The sequence below is a fragment of the Limnohabitans sp. genome, from assembly GCF_046052765.1.
Lineage (GTDB): Bacteria > Pseudomonadota > Gammaproteobacteria > Burkholderiales > Burkholderiaceae_C > Limnohabitans.
Window position 1 is genome coordinate 52,791 of sequence record NZ_JAVLFQ010000066.1, and the last position, 16,788, is coordinate 69,578.

The 16,788-nt window shown below is 45.5% G+C and carries 16 protein-coding genes and 1 tRNA gene; 10 read left to right on the forward strand and 7 right to left on the reverse strand.

The features are described 5' to 3' along the window. Positions 1 to 2 precede the first annotated feature (2 nt). The gene (locus AC9UG7_RS09990) at positions 3 to 2,558 is read left to right on the forward strand and encodes an ABC transporter permease (RefSeq protein ID WP_509587357.1); all 2,556 of its coding nucleotides are present in this window, start codon (positions 3 to 5) and stop codon (positions 2,556 to 2,558) included. A 22-nt stretch (positions 2,559 to 2,580) separates the two neighbouring features. Here AC9UG7_RS09990 and AC9UG7_RS09995 read toward each other — a convergent pair whose 3' ends face one another. Together AC9UG7_RS09995 and radC are read right to left on the reverse strand one after the other, a co-directional pair. Then, entirely contained in the window at positions 2,581 to 3,213 is a 633-nt protein-coding gene (locus AC9UG7_RS09995) for a Smr/MutS family protein (RefSeq protein ID WP_509587204.1), read from the reverse strand. Beyond that, positions 3,207 to 3,884, reverse strand: coding sequence for a RadC family protein (gene radC, locus AC9UG7_RS10000; RefSeq protein ID WP_509587206.1), 678 nt, complete (start codon positions 3,882 to 3,884; stop codon positions 3,207 to 3,209). Before radC ends, AC9UG7_RS09995 begins: the two co-directional genes overlap by 7 nt. A gap of 139 nt (positions 3,885 to 4,023) precedes the next feature. Between radC and AC9UG7_RS10005 the strand changes: the two genes are divergently transcribed. The 6 genes from AC9UG7_RS10005 to AC9UG7_RS10030 all read left to right on the forward strand — a co-directional run bounded on the left by AC9UG7_RS10005 (position 4,024) and on the right by AC9UG7_RS10030 (position 7,997). Then, positions 4,024 to 4,473 carry an FKBP-type peptidyl-prolyl cis-trans isomerase gene (locus AC9UG7_RS10005; RefSeq protein ID WP_509587208.1) on the forward strand — a complete coding sequence of 150 codons (450 nt, stop codon included), beginning with the start codon at positions 4,024 to 4,026 and terminating at the stop codon, positions 4,471 to 4,473. Next, on the forward strand, positions 4,474 to 5,418 hold the full coding sequence (gene ispH / locus AC9UG7_RS10010; protein ID WP_509587210.1) for a 4-hydroxy-3-methylbut-2-enyl diphosphate reductase: 945 nt from the start codon (positions 4,474 to 4,476) through the stop codon (positions 5,416 to 5,418). Between the two features lie 18 nt (positions 5,419 to 5,436). After that, positions 5,437 to 6,753, forward strand: a complete 1,317-nt coding sequence (gene serS, locus AC9UG7_RS10015; RefSeq protein WP_509587212.1) for a serine--tRNA ligase — start codon at positions 5,437 to 5,439, stop codon at positions 6,751 to 6,753. A 17-nt stretch (positions 6,754 to 6,770) separates the two neighbouring features. After that, entirely contained in the window at positions 6,771 to 7,262 is a 492-nt protein-coding gene (locus AC9UG7_RS10020) for a hypothetical protein (RefSeq protein ID WP_509587214.1), read from the forward strand. 51 nt (positions 7,263 to 7,313) lie between these two features. Continuing rightward, a tRNA-Ser gene (locus tag AC9UG7_RS10025) sits at positions 7,314 to 7,405 on the forward strand. Positions 7,406 to 7,790: 385 nt separating this feature from the next. Continuing rightward, positions 7,791 to 7,997, forward strand: a complete 207-nt coding sequence (locus AC9UG7_RS10030; protein ID WP_509587216.1) for a hypothetical protein — start codon at positions 7,791 to 7,793, stop codon at positions 7,995 to 7,997. A gap of 95 nt (positions 7,998 to 8,092) precedes the next feature. On the opposite strand, the gene AC9UG7_RS10035 is transcribed toward AC9UG7_RS10030, so the two are convergent. Next, entirely contained in the window at positions 8,093 to 8,554 is a 462-nt protein-coding gene (locus AC9UG7_RS10035; RefSeq protein ID WP_509587218.1) for a SixA phosphatase family protein, read from the reverse strand. Between the two features lie 160 nt (positions 8,555 to 8,714). Between AC9UG7_RS10035 and AC9UG7_RS10040 the strand changes: the two genes are divergently transcribed. After that, complete coding sequence (locus AC9UG7_RS10040) at positions 8,715 to 10,034, forward strand: UDP-glucose dehydrogenase family protein (RefSeq protein ID WP_509587220.1); 1,320 nt, start codon at positions 8,715 to 8,717, stop codon at positions 10,032 to 10,034. 3 nt (positions 10,035 to 10,037) lie between these two features. On the opposite strand, the gene ppk2 is transcribed toward AC9UG7_RS10040, so the two are convergent. Together ppk2 and AC9UG7_RS10050 are read right to left on the reverse strand one after the other, a co-directional pair. Then, positions 10,038 to 10,946: a polyphosphate kinase 2 gene (ppk2, locus tag AC9UG7_RS10045; protein WP_509587222.1), complete on the reverse strand. Its 909-nt coding sequence runs from the start codon at positions 10,944 to 10,946 to the stop codon at positions 10,038 to 10,040. A 13-nt stretch (positions 10,947 to 10,959) separates the two neighbouring features. Next, on the reverse strand, positions 10,960 to 12,192 hold the full coding sequence (locus tag AC9UG7_RS10050) for a glycosyltransferase family 4 protein (protein WP_509587225.1): 1,233 nt from the start codon (positions 12,190 to 12,192) through the stop codon (positions 10,960 to 10,962). A gap of 168 nt (positions 12,193 to 12,360) precedes the next feature. Here AC9UG7_RS10050 and AC9UG7_RS10055 point away from each other — a divergent pair, with 168 nt between their 5' ends. Then, complete coding sequence (locus tag AC9UG7_RS10055; RefSeq protein ID WP_509587227.1) at positions 12,361 to 12,975, forward strand: hypothetical protein; 615 nt, start codon at positions 12,361 to 12,363, stop codon at positions 12,973 to 12,975. Here the strand turns inward: AC9UG7_RS10055 and AC9UG7_RS10060 are convergent. Continuing rightward, positions 12,972 to 14,636, reverse strand: a complete 1,665-nt coding sequence (locus AC9UG7_RS10060; protein ID WP_509587230.1) for an aminotransferase class III-fold pyridoxal phosphate-dependent enzyme — start codon at positions 14,634 to 14,636, stop codon at positions 12,972 to 12,974. The genes AC9UG7_RS10055 and AC9UG7_RS10060 overlap by 4 nt on opposite strands. 52 nt (positions 14,637 to 14,688) lie before the next feature. Here AC9UG7_RS10060 and asd point away from each other — a divergent pair, with 52 nt between their 5' ends. After that, positions 14,689 to 15,573 carry an archaetidylserine decarboxylase gene (gene asd / locus AC9UG7_RS10065; RefSeq protein WP_509587232.1) on the forward strand — a complete coding sequence of 295 codons (885 nt, stop codon included), beginning with the start codon at positions 14,689 to 14,691 and terminating at the stop codon, positions 15,571 to 15,573. Here the strand turns inward: asd and lplT are convergent. Beyond that, complete coding sequence (gene lplT / locus AC9UG7_RS10070) at positions 15,547 to 16,785, reverse strand: lysophospholipid transporter LplT (protein WP_509587234.1); 1,239 nt, start codon at positions 16,783 to 16,785, stop codon at positions 15,547 to 15,549. The genes asd and lplT overlap by 27 nt on opposite strands. Positions 16,786 to 16,788 lie beyond the last annotated feature (3 nt).

A 16,788-nucleotide genomic window follows, 5' to 3' on the forward strand; every position in this document is an offset into this window, starting at 1 on the left:
GCATGGTTTGGCGGGCTTTGGTGAGAGATACCCGAGCAGGTGAGTTGCGTTTGCTTTTTGTTGCTGTCAGCTTAGGCGTCGCCGCGCTTTCATCCGTGGGTTTTTTGGCAGACCGAATTGAATCAGGCTTGCAACGTGATGCGCGGCAACTCCTAGGCGGCGATGCTGTGTTGGTCAGTGACCGTGTTTTTTCCGCAGAAGTTCTGGAAAAAATCAAGCAATTTGGCCTGCGCTCGGTAACTACTCTCACTTTTCCGACCATGGCTCGCAGTGGCTTGGCCGATGGTGGCAACAGCCGATTGGTTGCATTGAAAGCGGTGTCTGAGGGCTACCCACTGCGCGGTCAGTTGCAAGTGCTATTGCCCTTGGACCAACCTCTGCTCAAACCCGCTTTGGTCAAAGAGTTAAGCAATGAAACTTTGTATGACCGTCCTTCTACACCTACACGAGATATTCCAGCAACTGGCGAGGTTTGGGTAGAGCCAGCTATTTTGGAGGCACTGGAAATCAAGCTTGGCGATGAAATTTCATTAGGTGAGCGCACACTTAAAGCTGCTCGTGTGCTGACTTCAGAACCAGACCGGGGTGCTGGTTTCATGAATTTTGCACCCAGGGTCATGATGAACCAATCGGATTTAGAGGCCACCCGTCTGGTGCAACCTGCCAGTCGTGTCACATGGCGATTGGCCGTGGCAGGAGATAAGCAAGCACTGTCAGATTTCACGCAATGGGCTCAGGCATGGGTCAAGCAAGCAGATGTTCGTGGTATCAGACTTGAAACATTGGAGGCAGGGCGTCCAGAAATGCGCCAAACCCTTGAACGTGCTGAAAAATTCTTGCATTTGGTGGCCTTGCTGGCCGCATTGTTGAGTGCCGTGGCTGTGGCTTTAGCGGCCAGATCGTTTGCAACAGGTCATTTAGACGAATGTGCAATGCTGAGAGTGCTTGGGCAAAGCCAGCGGCATATTTTGTGGGTCTATACAGGGGAATTTTTAACTGCTGGTCTGTTAGCCAGTGTGTTTGGGCTGTCCATGGGTTTTGGTTTGCATCATTTGTTTGTTCAATTGCTGGCTGGTCTGGTGGATACAGATCTTCCAGCCCCCGGCGGACAGCCAGTGTGGCAAGGTTTAGGCGCTGGGTTGACGTTGCTATTGGCATTTGGCCTGCCTCCCATTTTGCAACTGGCTCAAGTGCCGGCGTTGCGAGTCATCCGTCGCGAGTTGGGGCCGGTAAGACCTGCATCATTTGGTGTACTCGCACTGGGCTTGGTAGGTTTTGCTGGCCTGTTGGTCAATGCCAGCAGGGATTTATCTTTGGGCTTGATGGTGGTCGGAGGATTCGCTGGGGCTGCCGCCGTTTTTGCTGGCATGGCTTGGCTTGCCGTGTGGGGATTAAGACAAACTGTCAATTTGAAGCGTGTGCCAACATGGTTGCGCATGGCTACGCGGCAAATCAGTGCCCGACCAGGTTACACGGTGGTACAAATCAGTTCACTTTCTGTGGGTTTGCTGGCATTGATGCTGTTGGTTTTACTCAGAACAGACTTGGTCGACAGTTGGCGCAATGCCACGCCTGCCGATGCACCCAACCGATTTGTCATCAATATTCAGCCAGATCAATCAAAAGATTTTTTAGCCTATTTAGATCAAGCAGGCATCAAGCAAATGGATTGGTATCCAATGATCAGAGGCAGATTGATAGAAATCAACGGCAAACCGGTTCGCCCCGAGAATTACAGTGACGAACGCGCACAACGTTTGGTTGAGCGTGAGTTCAATATGTCGCATACATCGCGTGCGCCTGAACACAACCGCATTGTTCAAGGCAAATGGGTGCCGCAGGAAAGCAACGCCATCAGCATGGAAGAAGGCATTGCCAAAAGTCTCAAACTGAAATTGGGTGATGAGTTGCGCTTTGACATGGCCGGACAAAATATGAGTGCGCGCATCACTTCTTTGCGAAGCGTGGATTGGACTTCCATGCGCGCCAACTTTTTCGCCTTGTATCCCGTTTCAGCCATGCCATCTTTACCAATGACATACATCGCGGCTTACCGTGCACCTGATCGCAAGGGCTTTGACAATGAATTGGTCAACCGTTTTCCAAATGTGACCAATGTGGATATGGGCGCTACTATCAATCAGGTTCAAAAAGTTTTGGGTCAGGTGATAGGTGCCGTTGAATTTTTATTTGGCTTCACCCTCGTCGCTGGCATGGTCGTTTTGTTTGCGACTGTGACTGCCACCCGAGAAGATCGCGCCAGAGAGTATGCAGTGTTACGGGCTTTAGGCGCTGGAAATCAGTTGCTGCAACAGGTGCAAACAGCTGAGTTGTTAGGCATTGGGGCGCTTTCAGGTACCTTGGCAGCCTTGGTGGCGGCATTGATGGGTTGGGGTTTGGCTAAGTATGTTTTCGAATTCACATGGCATGCCTCGCCATGGGTTTTATTCACAGGAATGTTGACAGGCGCTGGGTTGGCATGGCTGGCAGGTTGGTGGGGGTTGCGTGAGGTGTTGCGTCGGCCTGTGGTCCAAACATTGCGCATGGCTGCGGAATAACGCCGTGAGACTTGCTTTGTGCTCAGCTGAGTAAAACGACCAAAGCACCTGCACCACCTTCTGAAGCTTTGGCCTGAACAAAAGCAAGCACTTCATTTTTTTGAACCAACCAGCGCTGCACTTTGGATTTCAGCACGGGCGCTTTCCCGGGGGAGCCTAAGCCTTTGCCGTGGATCACCCGTATGCATCGCCAGCCACGTTTATGGGACTCTTTGATAAATTGGCCGAGTGCCTCACGGGCTTCATCACTGCGTAACCCGTGTAAATCAATTTGACCTTGCAAACTCCAATGACCTTTGCGTAATTTTTGGGTCACATCAGTGCCAATGCCTTGGCGACGGTAACTGAGTTGATCGTCTGTGTCCAATAAAGTAGTGACATCAAAATCATCGCTTAGGCTTTCTTTTAATACCAGGACATCATCTTTTTTTTGTTGAAACGCATGGGGAGGCGTTGGTTCACCCGTCAATATGACCCTAGGTTGTGGGGTCAGTGGTTGGACTTGACCCACAGCACGTTGAAAGAGATTGCGTTCAGCCTTTTCTCTAAGATCTAGAGCCCGTTTCTCAGCAGCTTGCGCCGCCTCATACTGTGCTTGATCGGTCAAGGTTTTTTTGATGGCGGCAAGATCTTTCAAACTGCGTGCTTTCACCATGGACTGCGCTCCGCCATAGACCAATGAATACCGGGACCAACGATGATGTGATCTAAAACCTTGATATCCACCATAGACAATGCTGTTTGAAGCGTTCTTGTGAGCGTACTGTCAGCTGCAGAGGGGCGAACATCGCCACTTGGGTGGTTATGGGCCAGAATGACAGCGGCAGCACCTTGGTCCAAGGCCAATTTAACAACTTCACGTGGATATACCGATGTCTGGTTTATGGTTCCTCTGAACATTTCCTGAAAACTCAGCAATCTGTATTGCGTATCCATCAAGATCACGGCAAAGACCTCCTGAAGGTAGCCCCCCATTTGCAATTGTAAAAATTGAGTGACACTGTCTGGATTGTTTAGCAGATCTCGCTTGCGCATTTTTTGTAACAACACTCTGCGAGACAATTCGAGAACAGCCAGCAATTGGGCGCGTCTGGCAGAGCCACCAAGCCCTTTAGCGGCCTGTAACTCAGCGGGGCTTGCTTGAAGCAAACCAGCCAATCCATGAAAACTATCAAGCAAAGATTGAGCAAGTTCAAGCACGTTTTGTCCTGGCAATCCAGTACCCAGCATAACTGCAAGCAATTCTGCATCAGTCAATGTGTGGCTGCCCATGTTGAGCAGTCTTTCGCGAGGGCGAGTTGTTTTAGGGATATCAAGAAGCCGCATAGGGAACAGTGCAATGACAACATGGATGATGGGGGTCGGTAAATCTTCTCGCTATTTCATCCACAAAAGCGTGGTTTGTCACCCCTTGGTTTTGTGATTTACAGCCTTTCTACAATAGAGACAGTTTACAAAGGCGACCATGACAGCCCCGACGATCATTCAACAAGGATCTTTTCTGACATTGCATTACCGCTTGAGTGGCCCGCAAGGGGACATCATCAACACGTTTGGCGGCCCGCCAGCTACTTTATCCTTGGGAAACTCAGAGCTTTCTCCAGCTATTGAATCTAAATTGCTAGGGCTGACTGAAGGTCAGCACGTTACTTTGGAGTTGGAGGCTGGGCAGGCATTTGGAGAACACAACCCGCAAATGATGCAATGGGTATCTCGCCAATTACTCGATCAGTTTGGTGAAAAAGGCATGACTTACGCTGTTGGCGAAGTGGTTGAATTCCCTGCGCCTGAGAACAATGGTCGTTATGCTGGCGCGGTCAGGCAAGTGAGCGATGATGAAGTGCTGTTTGATTTCAACCATCCCTTGGCCGGACAAGCTGTAAGTCTGGAAGTAAAAGTCATAGGAGTGTTGTGAATGATTGAACCTAGCAACGCAGAAATAATCCTGGCTGAGCCACGCGGCTTTTGTGCAGGTGTAGACAGGGCCATCGATATTGTCGAACACGCGCTGTCAAAATTTGGTGCACCTATTTATGTTCGACATGAAATAGTGCACAACACGCATGTCGTAGATGATTTGCGCGCACGCGGAGCAATTTTTATTGAAGACTTGAATGATGTACCACCAGATTCAACACTTGTGTTCAGTGCACATGGCGTACCGAAAGAAGTTGAACATGAAGCGGCCCGAAGAGGCTTCAGGGTATTTGATGCCACTTGCCCGTTGGTAACCAAAGTACATGTTGAAGTCGCCAAATTGCATAAAGAAGGGTACGAATTCATCATGATCGGTCATAAGGGCCATCCTGAGGTAGAAGGAACCATGGGTCAGTTACCTTCGGGGATTCATTTGGTTGAAGACGCAGACGATGTTGTCAATGTCAAACCCAATCAAACAGATAAATTGGCCGTGGTCACGCAAACCACTTTAAGTGTGGATGATGCGGCAGAAATCATGGCGGCAGTCAAACGTCATTTCCCCATGGTTCGTGAACCCAAGCAGCAAGATATTTGTTATGCCACACAAAATCGTCAAGATGCCATCAAGGTGTTGAGTCCTCAGGTTGATATCGTTATTGTGGTGGGCAGTCCAAGCAGTTCAAACAGCAATAGATTGCGGGACGTGGCAGCCAATTACGGGACAACAAGTTACATGGTTGACAATGCCGATGAACTTCAAGCTGAGTGGTTCATAGGAAAAAACAAAATTGGATTGACAGCAGGCGCATCTGCGCCGGATATATTGGTACAGCAAGTGATTGCGCGATTGCGTGAACTTGGTGCGCTATCCGTGCGAACCCTTGAAGGCATTCAAGAAACCGTGAAATTCCCGCTGCCCAAGGGCTTGCGCAACGATTAACTTTTTCAAACAACTGCTATGTTAGATATTGCATTTATTCGACGTGATCTCAATCAAGTGATAGAGCGTTTGCAAACCCGCAAGCAACCGCAACCCTATTTGAATGTTGAACTTTTCCAATCAATGGAAAGCGAACGTAAGACTCTACAAACTCGCACAGAGGAGTTGCAAGCAAAACGCAACAGTTTGTCCAAAAGCATAGGACAGTTCAAAGCAAAGGGTGAACCCACAGAGCCCTTGATGACAGAAGTTGCGCAGTTGAAAGATGAACTCGATGCATCTGCACACAGGCTAGAAGCGCTCCAATCTGATTTACAGCAGCTTTTATTGGCTTTACCCAATTTACCCCAAGCAGGTGTTCCTTTAGGTCTAGATGAACACGGCAATATTGAATTGAGGCGCTGGAGCCTCACGGGAAAAGATCCCATCCCTTTGAATTTCACGGCCAAAGATCATGTGGATTTAGGTGAACCGCTGGGATTGGATTTTGAAACAGGCGTGGCTTTATCAGGTTCGCGTTTTGCATTCATGAAAGGTCCGATTGCAAGACTTCACCGAGCGCTTGCACAATTTATGCTGGATGTACAAACACAAGAACATGGTTATACCGAGTGCTACACGCCTTATATTGTGAATGCTGAGACTCTACGGGGAACTGGACAACTGCCCAAGTTTGAAGAGGACTTGTTTGCGGCCAAAAAAGGTGGACAGGACGGCGAAATCGATGGGCAAGCACTGTATTTGATTCCAACCAGTGAAGTTCCTTTGACAAATTATGTGCGCGACAAAGTGCTGGCTGAAAGTGAGTTACCCATAAAGCTGACTGCACATTCCCCTTGTTTTCGGTCTGAGGCTGGCAGTCATGGTAGAGACACGAGAGGCATGATTCGTCAGCATCAATTTGACAAAGTGGAGATGGTGCAAATCGTTCATCCTGATCGAAGCAATGAAGCATTGGACGAAATGACGGGTCATGCAGAAGCCATATTGCAAAAACTAGGGTTACCTTACCGCGTCATGTTGCTATGCACGGGCGACATGGGCTTTGGTGCAGCACGCACGCACGATTTAGAAGTGTGGCTGCCAGCGCAAAACACTTACAGAGAAATCAGTTCATGCTCTAATTGCGAGGCATTTCAAGCGCGGCGTATGCAAGCACGATTTAAGAATGCCCAAGGTAAAAATGAATTGGTGCATACATTGAATGGCTCTGGACTTGCAGTGGGTCGAACTTTGGTGGCCGTATTGGAGAACTATCAACAGGCTGATGGCAGCATACGCATACCGGAAGCATTACGTCCCTACATGGGTCAACTTGAATTTTTGAAACCCTAACCCAAAAGGAAAATCCCATGATCAAGCATATGTTGATTGCAAGTTCAGCGTTTTTGCTGATAGCAGGTTGTACGAGTATGCCAATGGGCGCAGGAAGAACTGCATCCAGCATAGATATGAACGGTACAGATTTACTGGCTCAAACCCAATTACCACCTGGTGCACGAATTCTGCATGAGCAATCAACGGTGATTGGCTCAGGGAATAACTGGGTGGGCAGGGTAGTGATTGATTCAGCCCGCGAACCAGCCGCAGCATTCAGTTATTTTTTAGAAAATTACCCCGCCCAAGGATGGACGTTGTTATCGGCTGTGAGAGCAAAAACCAGTGTGTTGGTTTTTACCAAACAGGAACACAATGTGACCATTGAGATTCAAGAAGGCAACTTGATGACAGCGGGCGCTGCCATAGCCATTCTCACAAGAGCACCGCTGAATGCCAACGATTTAACGCCTGCTGCTGCAAAATCTGATTTGCCTAAAGTGGTGGATATTCCTTCAAAGCCTTGATAATTTTATAAAATGAATGGATAAAACCTTATCCACTTCATTCAAGAGTCAGGAAAGATGGCAGAGTGGTCGAATGCACCGGATTCGAAATCCGGCGTACAGGTTTTCCTGTACCGAGGGTTCGAATCCCTCTCTTTCCGCCAAATATCGAGCTAATGCATCACGCAACTATTTTGCAGACAGCCATGGTTGGCACTGTTTGCCGAACTGGCGAAATATTGCAAGAGAATCGAGAATTACTTTAGAAGAAAATAAACTGCAGCTAACAAAAAAAGTATAAGCAAATAAAGTGGTATCGGCACAAGAATATAAAGTCTTTTGGGGATTCCTTTGGTCAGTACATTCAATATATATATAAGTCCCAAAATAGATACGCCACAAAACAAGACCAATACAAATTCAGGTGTAATTTGAAACTTCATGGACCATTGTAAATCGATGAAATTGACTTACTCGCAGAGTCTGTAACGGCGGTAAAAGTCAGTCGCATGAGTCAAACCAGATAAAGCCAGAAAAACAAATACTTCTATGGGCACTTCATTGCCAGCGGCGACTCTGATTCCTAGCATCAGGAAAAAACCTGGAAGCAAGCCTAAGCTGATGTCGGCTACGTTTAAGCCATTTTTAAAAATTCGATATCGCATGCACAACACCAGCCATTCGGTCAGAGTGAATAACAAAATGCAATCAATAAAAGCTATTGAAACAGTAAAGCTTGGCAAGGTAATCCTTTGACTTGGGTAAAGGTATGAAAGCTAAGAGATAGCTTTTCAAGGTTCAATGATCCACGACATAATAACAATGAGGTTGGATCTATTTGTAAATATGATTTACATCAACTCAGGTGTTTGAACCGTCACCAGCAATGTTTGAATTTGGTCATCCTTGACGCGCGAACGTAACCACCAAATGGATCCCTTCTTAATTACCAATTCTGGGATTTGGATATGCAATAGCCGTTTGACAGTATCTGAAATCAAAGGTTGATGTGTGATTAACAAAACACTGTGCTTGTTTGTAGGCCATTGCGCCAGAGTCAACACATCGTCTACCAAAGCATTGGGTGACAATTCATCTCTCAACTTGTATTTTCGCCCTAAGGGAATGACTGTTTGCTCTGCACGCAAACTAGGGCAGCATAAAATCTTCGTGCTTTCTGGTAACTGTCGTTCAAGCCATTGCGCCATGCGCTGCGCTTGTCGTTCACCACGCGCAGAAAGTTGACGGTCAATATCTGATTGACCTTCAACCGCTTCTGTGGTTTCAGCATGACGCCAAAATATCAAATCCATTTTTAAAAATCAATCCATTGAAATTTATGCGCACAATCGAAACAATGTAGATTCACAGAATGACGAATCGGTGACTCGTGTTCATCAAATATTCATGAAATAGAAAAATAAATGTCATTAATTATTCATAAGATAGAAAAAAACAAAGGTTTCAACTCTTATGAAAATCACTGTATTTGGAACAGGCTATGTAGGATTAGTTCAAGGCGCTGTTTTAGCTGACGCAGGCCATTCCGTCACTTGTGTTGACATTGATTTGGCGAAATTAGATAAATTAAAAGAGGGTGAGATACCCATCTTCGAGCCAGGATTAGAGGCTTTAGTTAAAAGTAACTACGCAGAGAAACGGCTTATGTTTACTTCAGACGCTGAGCAAGCACTGAGCCAGAGTGACGTGGTGTTCATTGCAGTCGGTACACCTCCTGATGAAGACGGCAGTGCTGACCTGAAACACGTATTAAAAGTTGCAGAAACCATCGGACAATACTTGCATGAATACACAGTCGTTGTCAATAAATCTACTGTACCTGTAGGAACCGCAGACAAAGTGAAGGATGCGATCACCAGAACATTAGTAAATCGAGGCAGCAAGATTGAATTCGATGTGGTTTCAAACCCGGAATTTTTGAAGGAAGGTGCTGCGGTTGCTGATTGTCAACGACCTGACAGAATTGTGATTGGTACAGGCAGTGCCAGAGCGGAAAAGGTGTTGAGGGAACTCTATGAGCCGTTCAATAGAAACCACGACAAAATCATTGTCATGGGAGTACGCAGCTCGGAGATGACCAAATACGCAGCCAACTGTATGTTGGCTGCAAAAATCAGTTTCATGAATGAAATGGCCAACATAGCTGAGGCTGTGGGTGCCGATATCGAATCAGTGCGGCAGGGTATCGGCAGTGATCAACGGATTGGATATCACTTTATATATGCGGGCGCTGGGTATGGTGGAAGTTGTTTTCCCAAAGATGTGAGCGCCTTGGTCAAAACAGCTGAACAAATGGGCTTTGACCCTTTGCTGTTGAATGCGATTGAAGCGCGAAACAAAGCTCAAAAGCGTGTGGTTTTTGATAAATTAAATGAGCATTTCCAACATAATTTGAAAGGTAGGACTTTTGCGCTTTGGGGTTTATCTTTTAAGCCTAATACCGACGATATGCGTGAGGCACCCAGCAGGGTATTGATGGAAGCATTATGGCAATCCGGTGCAAAAGTTCAAGCTTACGATCCTGCAGCTATGGAAGAAACTCAACATATTTATGGTCAGCAGCCATTGCTTCAACTGTGTGGAACCAAAGAAGCAGCATTGAATAATGCAGATGCGCTGATCATAATGACAGAATGGCGTCAATTCAAAGCACCAGATTTTGAGTTGCTGAAAAACACACTTAAACAACCCGTCATCTTTGATGGACGTAATTTATTTGATCCGGCCCGAATGAAAGAGAAAGGGTTTACCTATAAAGGTATTGGTCGCTGATACTTAATAGACGTCTGGTACGTACATTTCAGCAGGTACTGGATGTCTTAAATAATCTGGATTGCGAACACGTGCAGGCAAATCTATGATGGGATGCTCAATTTCAGAATAAGGCATCAATGACAGTAGATGGTGAATGCAATTGAGTCTAGCTTTCTTTTTATCTACGGCTTGTACTACCCACCAAGGAGCTTCTGCAATGTGTGTCCGTTCAATCATGGCTTCTTTGGCATGTGTATACGCTTCCCACCGCTTGCGACTCTCTAAATCCATAGGACTTAGTTTCCATTGTTTCAGGGGATCGTGAATGCGTCCCAAAAAACGTGCATGTTGTTCATCGTCGGTGATGGAAAACCAATACTTCACTACTTGAATACCACTTCGTGAAAGCATTTTTTCAAATTCAGGAACTGAGCGAAAGAATTCTTCATATTCTTCGTCACTGCAAAAACCCATCACACGTTCAACACCTGCTCGGTTGTACCAACTACGATCGAACAAGACAATTTCGCCTGCAGCAGGTAAGTGTGCAACATAGCGTTGGAAATACCATTGTGTACGTTCACGATCGTTAGGGGCTGGTAAGGCAGCAACTCTGCAAATACGTGGATTGAGTCTTTGTGTGATGCGTTTAATGACGCCACCCTTGCCAGCCGCGTCGCGACCTTCAAAAATAATCACAACACGGCGTTTATTTGCGACTACCCAATCTTGCAACTTGACGAGCTCACCTTGTAATCGAAGTAAGTTTTTAAAGTAACTTACTCGATCTTGACGTTGTTTCAGCGTCGAATTTTCCTCATAGTCTTGGTATTCATCCATCTCCATCTCGAGTTCTTCATCAAGGTTATCCAGAAGATCCTCACGAACTCGTTGTAACAGTTGTTTATCAATGGTTTGTTTATCTTCCATTTTGATTCCTCGATCAGACCAGACTTAACGGGCTAGCTATTGTTGTACGGGCAGCAGAAAAAAACTCGCGTTGATCCAGAACATCGTAAATAACCGATTCAGTCTTCTTGACAATGGTGTCCCAACCCATAGATTGAGCACTGATACAAGCTTGTTGTCTGACATAAGCCATAAGTTCAGGTCTGTTGAGCAAGGTTTGCGCTGCCATTTCAAAATGGATATCAGATGCGTGGGCAGCCAACATACCATTGACACCATTTTGTATTAACTCACCTGCTGCGGCATGATTGAATGCCACCACTGCCAAACCAGACGCCATGGCCTCTAGCGTGACGTTTCCGAAAGTTTCAGTTTGACTGGCAAATACAAACATATCAGCGCTTGCATAGTGAGCAGCTAAATCTTCTCCGGTTCTGAAACCTGCAAATATCACATCAGCAAATGATTGTTCCAATTCATGACGCATAGGGCCATCGCCCACCAATACGAGTTTGGCTTTGACACTTTGTTGCTTGGCCATTGCATAAGTTTGCAACACAAGTTCGAGATTCTTTTCAACAGCCAACCTTCCAACATAAAGCATCACGATAGTATCTGAATCAGCCTTCCAACTGGCTCTTAGAGCTGGATCTCGCTTACTTGGAGAAAACAGTTGAGTGTCGATTCCACGTGGCACGACATGAAGTCTTTCAAATCCAGCACTGGACAGAGTCTGCGCAAGTTGTTCGGTAGGTACCATCGTCGCGTCTGCAGAGTTATGAAACTTCCTCATGTATGACAATATAGCGCCGCTGAGCCAACCAATGCCATAGTGACTGCTGTACGCATGAAAGTTGGTGCGAAAGTCGGTGCTGATTGGAATTTTCAATTTTTTTGCGACTTGAAGTGCTGACCAACCAAGTGGTCCTTCAGTTGCAATGTGAACAACATCGGGACGTTTGTGTGACCATAAACGGTGTAATTCTTTTTTAGCGGGCAAGCCCATGCGCAGCTGTTTGTAAAAGGGTATGGGCATTCCCTTCACAAGTAATTCGTTAAAACCTTGGCGATTTTGTGCGAGCTCTTTTTTTTCTATTCGTGGCCGCACTAACCAAATGTTGTGTCCATTCAACTGTAGGCCGTTGACCATTTTCGACAAGGTATGCGCAACACCATTGATATCAGGAGGAAATGTTTCAGTCACTACTGAAATATTCAATGGGCTTTTTGTTTGGCCGAATCGTTCGACAATAATGTGTGTATTCATACCCTGTAATGTGACAATAAATTAATACAGATTAGTGAATAAATAATGTCAATTAAATGACGAATAAGAAATTTCGAAAATGTCATGAAAATTTCATTAGAAACTGTGACAGTTGAAAGACGGACAGATTGATACATCTGCCCGACCACTTTCACTAAAGGAACAGATATGAAAGAATTATTGAAAACGCTTGAAATCCAACGCTGGGATGATCACCGCTATTATCACCATAGCCGTGTGAATCAAACACTGCATTTAATCAGCGCCTTATCATTTTTAGTTGCATATATTTATTTATTTATCGATCCTGTCGTGTCTGCATTGATCGCTTGGTTGTTTTCAATGAGCACCCGCCAAATTGGACATTTTTTCTTTGAACCCAAAGGTTATGACGAGGTTAATTTGGCAACCCATGAGCACAAGGAAGACATAAAAATTGGCTACAACTTGAAACGAAAAATTGTCTTATTGACAATTTGCGCCATGATTCCAGTATTGGCTTATTGGATGCCAGAGTATTTAACTTGGGCGGTGCCTGCAAACTATGAGGATACCCCCGTACGTATCACTGGCATGTTATGGTTGTTTTTAGGCATAGCAGGCCTGTTGTTTAGAGTTTTTCAACTCTGGCACCAGCAAAGCTTGCTTGCAGGTTTGGCGTGGGCAATGAAAATCATCACCGATCCACTGCACGACATAAAGATGTACTACAAATCACCTTTGTACTTAATGCGCGGTGAGTGGATTGATCCCATGGACCATGTCAGAACTTCAGTGCATTAAGCGTGCATCCATTTTTTTCTGATTAACTCTTTCAACAGTGTTCGTTTGATTTGGCGGTTGGTTTGTTCGGATGAAGTCCAGAACCAACCGTCATTTTGCATTTGCTGTGCAGCACGAATAAAACGTTGCATGAAAATCTCAAATTCATTGTCATCGATATTTAAATTGAAAATCATGCGGCCTGATCCGACCCAACTGAGCGCGATACCTTGGTCTCTCAAATAAAACTGCAACATCCAGTTGTAGCGACCAGCTACCGAATACACAATCGACCAAATACTTTCCATGCCCATGACTTGAATTGGGACACTGGCAGCATTCAATTTTTCATTGAGCAAATGCATACGTTCACTCCAGCGCTGGCTACTTTGCGCGTATATCTGTTGGATTGCATCGGATTTCAATCTTTCCAGAAATACTTGCATAGTGGCCATCACGTAGGGGTGCGCATTGAAAGTCCCTCTTGCAAAACACAGATCAGCAGGACGGTTTTCATCAAAACGCTTCATCCATTTAGACAAACCACAAATCACACCTACTGGCAAACCACCGCCAAGCGTTTTACCGTAAGTTACCATGTCGGCCTTGATATTGAAGTATTCTTGGGCGCCACCTTGTGCGAGCCTAAAACCCAGAAAAACTTCATCCATGATGAGCGCAATTCCTTTGTCGGTGCAAACTTGGCGCAATTGCTGCAACCATTCGGTATAGGCTTTGCGGTCATAGCAAATACTGCGACTTCCATCTACCATTGTCGAATCAGTGGGTGCAGCTTTATTGGGGTGCATGGCTTGAAGTGGGTTAACCAGCACACAGGCAATGTCATTTCGATTTCGCAAAACACGAAGCGTGTTGGGATGCATGTCACTCAACGTCAGCGTGTCAGAAGAAGGTGGCATGGGATTGCCAGGGCCAGGCTGAACGTCATCCCACCAGCCATGGTAAGCGCCAGTAAACCTGACAATTTTCTTTTTACGGCTGTGGTACCTGGCCAGGCGTACAGCTTGCATGACAGCTTCAGTGCCGGACATGTGAAACGATACTTCTTGCATGCCAGAGATTTCACACAAACGTGTCACGTTATCAAGCACGCTAGGGTGATAAGAACCCAATACCGGACCGAGCTGTTGTGCACGCAAAGCACCTTCCGCAATACATTGCTTGTAAAAATCCAAGCCAAACACGTTAACGCCATACGATCCAGTGACATCAAAGAATCTGTTGCCATCCATATCGACCAAATACTCACCCGTACTCTCTCGCCAAAAACTGCCCAAGCTGATATGTCTGCTGAGTTCTTCCCGAAATTGATAAGGAACACGGTATTGACTGATGAGTTGCAAATCAGAAATCATGGGCTTGACTTTGCTCGACATAGCCAATGTCTGAGGACTGCTCGACGTCAAACGATGTGCAAGGGCTTGCAGGCCTTGTTGGCGTTGAAGTTCAATATGTTGAGGGGCGTTATCAACGGCAAACCAGGTATCTTTTTGATAGCTGTAGGCAGGTATCCATGCCGCTACACGCTTAGACATGCGCAAATGACCTCCGAGAGACGGGTGTTTGGCCATCGAAAGTTGCAAACGTTGATGCAACTTCTTGAGCAACAGTCCACATGCCAATGCAGTGGCGGTCAGAGTCAACGTATTGAATGTCTCCATCAATGATTTCCTTTTCAAAACCTCCTTTGTATGAAGATTGAGTTAAAAAATGATGACTATTCGTGAAATATTTCAAAAAATAGGTGCCAATGAAGACTTGAACTTTTTGTTCACCAACCGTATACCTAGATTGGCTTTGACGCGATTCATGGGTTGGTTCAGTCGCATACGACAACCATTTATTAAAAATACCTCTATAGGCATATGGAGAAGTTTGGCAGATTTAGATTTGTCTGACGCTTTGAAAACAGACTTTGACAGTTTGCACGATTGCTTTATCCGTGAGCTCAAGCCTGGCGCCAGGCAGATAGACAGCGCAACACATGTGTTAACCAGTCCTTGTGATGGAATAGTGGGAGCAATAGGTCGTGTTCATGATGGTCAGGTATATCAAGCCAAAGGTTTCCCTTACACCATCGAAGATTTGCTGGGCAAGCAAGCTGGTCTGGAAAACTGGGAGAACGGCTGGTTCATGACGATTCGCATCACTTCGTCTATGTATCACCGTTTCCATGCGCCCTATGATGGAAAATTAAAACAAGTACAGTATTTTTCTGGTGATACTTGGAATGTCAACCCCATTGCTTTAAAGCGTGTAGAAAAACTTTTTTGTAAAAATGAGCGCGCGTTTTTGAAGCTAGAGATTGGTGAAAAGGCATATCCGGTTGCATTGGTACCGGTAGCCGCAGTATTGGTTGCGAGCATTCGACTGCACGCTTTGGATGGGTTAATTCGCAAAATATGCGAAGTTAACAATACTATCGATTGCGATGTGGCGTTTAAAAAAGGTGAGGAACTAGGCTGGTTTCAACACGGCTCAACCATTCTTCTATTTGTTCCTGAATCATTCAGTATTCCCCCCCATATTCACGAAGGGAAAATTTTGAAAATGGGTGAATCTTTGATAAACCTACCGCCTGATGAAAATACTGTTTGAAATTCGAAGATGACGCCAGGTAGTCAATCCCATTCCAGTCACGATCAGTATTGAAAGTGACCAAATTAAGCCCTCTACGGGAATATTCAAAAAAACAAGCAAGCTATAACCGCACAGCATGATTAAAACGCTGCTGTTTTCACATGAATTTTGTACTGAGATTGATCGACCTGCACTCAGTAGTTTCACTCCGCGTGCTTGCAATAAGGCATTCATTGGAACAACGAAAAAACCGCCCAATACACCAAGTCCAATGGTCAGTAATACGGCCAAGTACCAATCAGAAACTATGGTCATCAAAGGAAGCAACACACCTAAACCAATGCCAGCAATCAAAACATTTGGGGCATGATTTATAGCAACATAACGTGCAGCCAAGGTGGCACCGATTACCACTCCGATAGCGCTGCATGCTTGTAGGTAGGCTGATTGTGTCAAGTTCAAATCGAGCATAGATTGCGCCCATACCAAAACCAGTAATTGCATGATTGCACCAACACCCCAAAACAAACACGTCACAGTCAAACTGATACTGCCAAGCGGGTCGGACCACAGCTTTCGCTGGTCTTCCCTAAAACTTTGCCAAACATTTTTTAAGTTCCAATTAGACGGCTCATAACGTTTTCCGCTGTCTGGTATCAGTAGGTTGATGAGCGCAGAAATACTGTAGAGAATGAGGACGATGAATATCGATAAGGACAATAATTGATTAAATGGAAGTAATTTATCTAGATATTGATAAGCATCAGAATGAAGCCATAAATCGGCTACCAGTGAACCACCTAGCATAAAGCCAATTAAGGCTGCACAAACTGCACTGACTTCAATCCAAGCATTGGCATGCACTAACTGATCTGAAGAAACCAATTCTGTCACCAGACCATATTTGGCAGGTGCATAAATGGCTGCGCCAAGACCAGTGATTGCAAATGAAATGATAGGGTCTAAGCCAGTAAGCAAAGCCATGCAAGCGACGATTTTGATACCGTTTGCTTGCATCATTACTTTATGTTTGGGCTGATTGTCTGACCAAGCACCCACCCAAGGACCAGAAATGACATAAGACAAAGTGAACATTACCTTGATCAAAGGAATCCAGAATGCAGCTTGTTGTTGCATTTGTAATAAAGATATGACCAAAAGCAACAGCGCATTATCAGCCAGCGCTGAAAGAAACTGTGCAGCAATCAAGGTATAAAAACCACGCTGCAAAAT

Excerpts from the sequence above, each read along its gene's own strand:
- ppk2 (WP_509587222.1), bottom strand. The coding sequence starts at position 10,946 with ATGGAAGATAAACAAACCATTGATAAACAACTGTTACAACGAGTTCGT.
- serS (WP_509587212.1), top strand. The coding sequence starts at position 5,437 with ATGTTAGATATTGCATTTATTCGACGTGATCTCAATCAAGTGATAGAG.
- AC9UG7_RS10005 (WP_509587208.1), top strand. The coding sequence starts at position 4,024 with ATGACAGCCCCGACGATCATTCAACAAGGATCTTTTCTGACATTGCAT.
- radC (WP_509587206.1), bottom strand. The coding sequence starts at position 3,884 with ATGCGGCTTCTTGATATCCCTAAAACAACTCGCCCTCGCGAAAGACTG.
- AC9UG7_RS10060 (WP_509587230.1), bottom strand. The coding sequence starts at position 14,636 with ATGGAGACATTCAATACGTTGACTCTGACCGCCACTGCATTGGCATGT.
- asd (WP_509587232.1), top strand. The coding sequence starts at position 14,689 with ATGACTATTCGTGAAATATTTCAAAAAATAGGTGCCAATGAAGACTTG.
- AC9UG7_RS10030 (WP_509587216.1), top strand. The coding sequence starts at position 7,791 with ATGGGCACTTCATTGCCAGCGGCGACTCTGATTCCTAGCATCAGGAAA.
- AC9UG7_RS10055 (WP_509587227.1), top strand. The coding sequence starts at position 12,361 with ATGAAAGAATTATTGAAAACGCTTGAAATCCAACGCTGGGATGATCAC.
- AC9UG7_RS10050 (WP_509587225.1), bottom strand. The coding sequence starts at position 12,192 with ATGAATACACACATTATTGTCGAACGATTCGGCCAAACAAAAAGCCCA.
- AC9UG7_RS10040 (WP_509587220.1), top strand. The coding sequence starts at position 8,715 with ATGAAAATCACTGTATTTGGAACAGGCTATGTAGGATTAGTTCAAGGC.
- ispH (WP_509587210.1), top strand. The coding sequence starts at position 4,474 with ATGATTGAACCTAGCAACGCAGAAATAATCCTGGCTGAGCCACGCGGC.
- AC9UG7_RS09995 (WP_509587204.1), bottom strand. The coding sequence starts at position 3,213 with ATGGTGAAAGCACGCAGTTTGAAAGATCTTGCCGCCATCAAAAAAACC.
- AC9UG7_RS10020 (WP_509587214.1), top strand. The coding sequence starts at position 6,771 with ATGATCAAGCATATGTTGATTGCAAGTTCAGCGTTTTTGCTGATAGCA.
- AC9UG7_RS09990 (WP_509587357.1), top strand. The coding sequence starts at position 3 with ATGGTTTGGCGGGCTTTGGTGAGAGATACCCGAGCAGGTGAGTTGCGT.
- AC9UG7_RS10035 (WP_509587218.1), bottom strand. The coding sequence starts at position 8,554 with ATGGATTTGATATTTTGGCGTCATGCTGAAACCACAGAAGCGGTTGAA.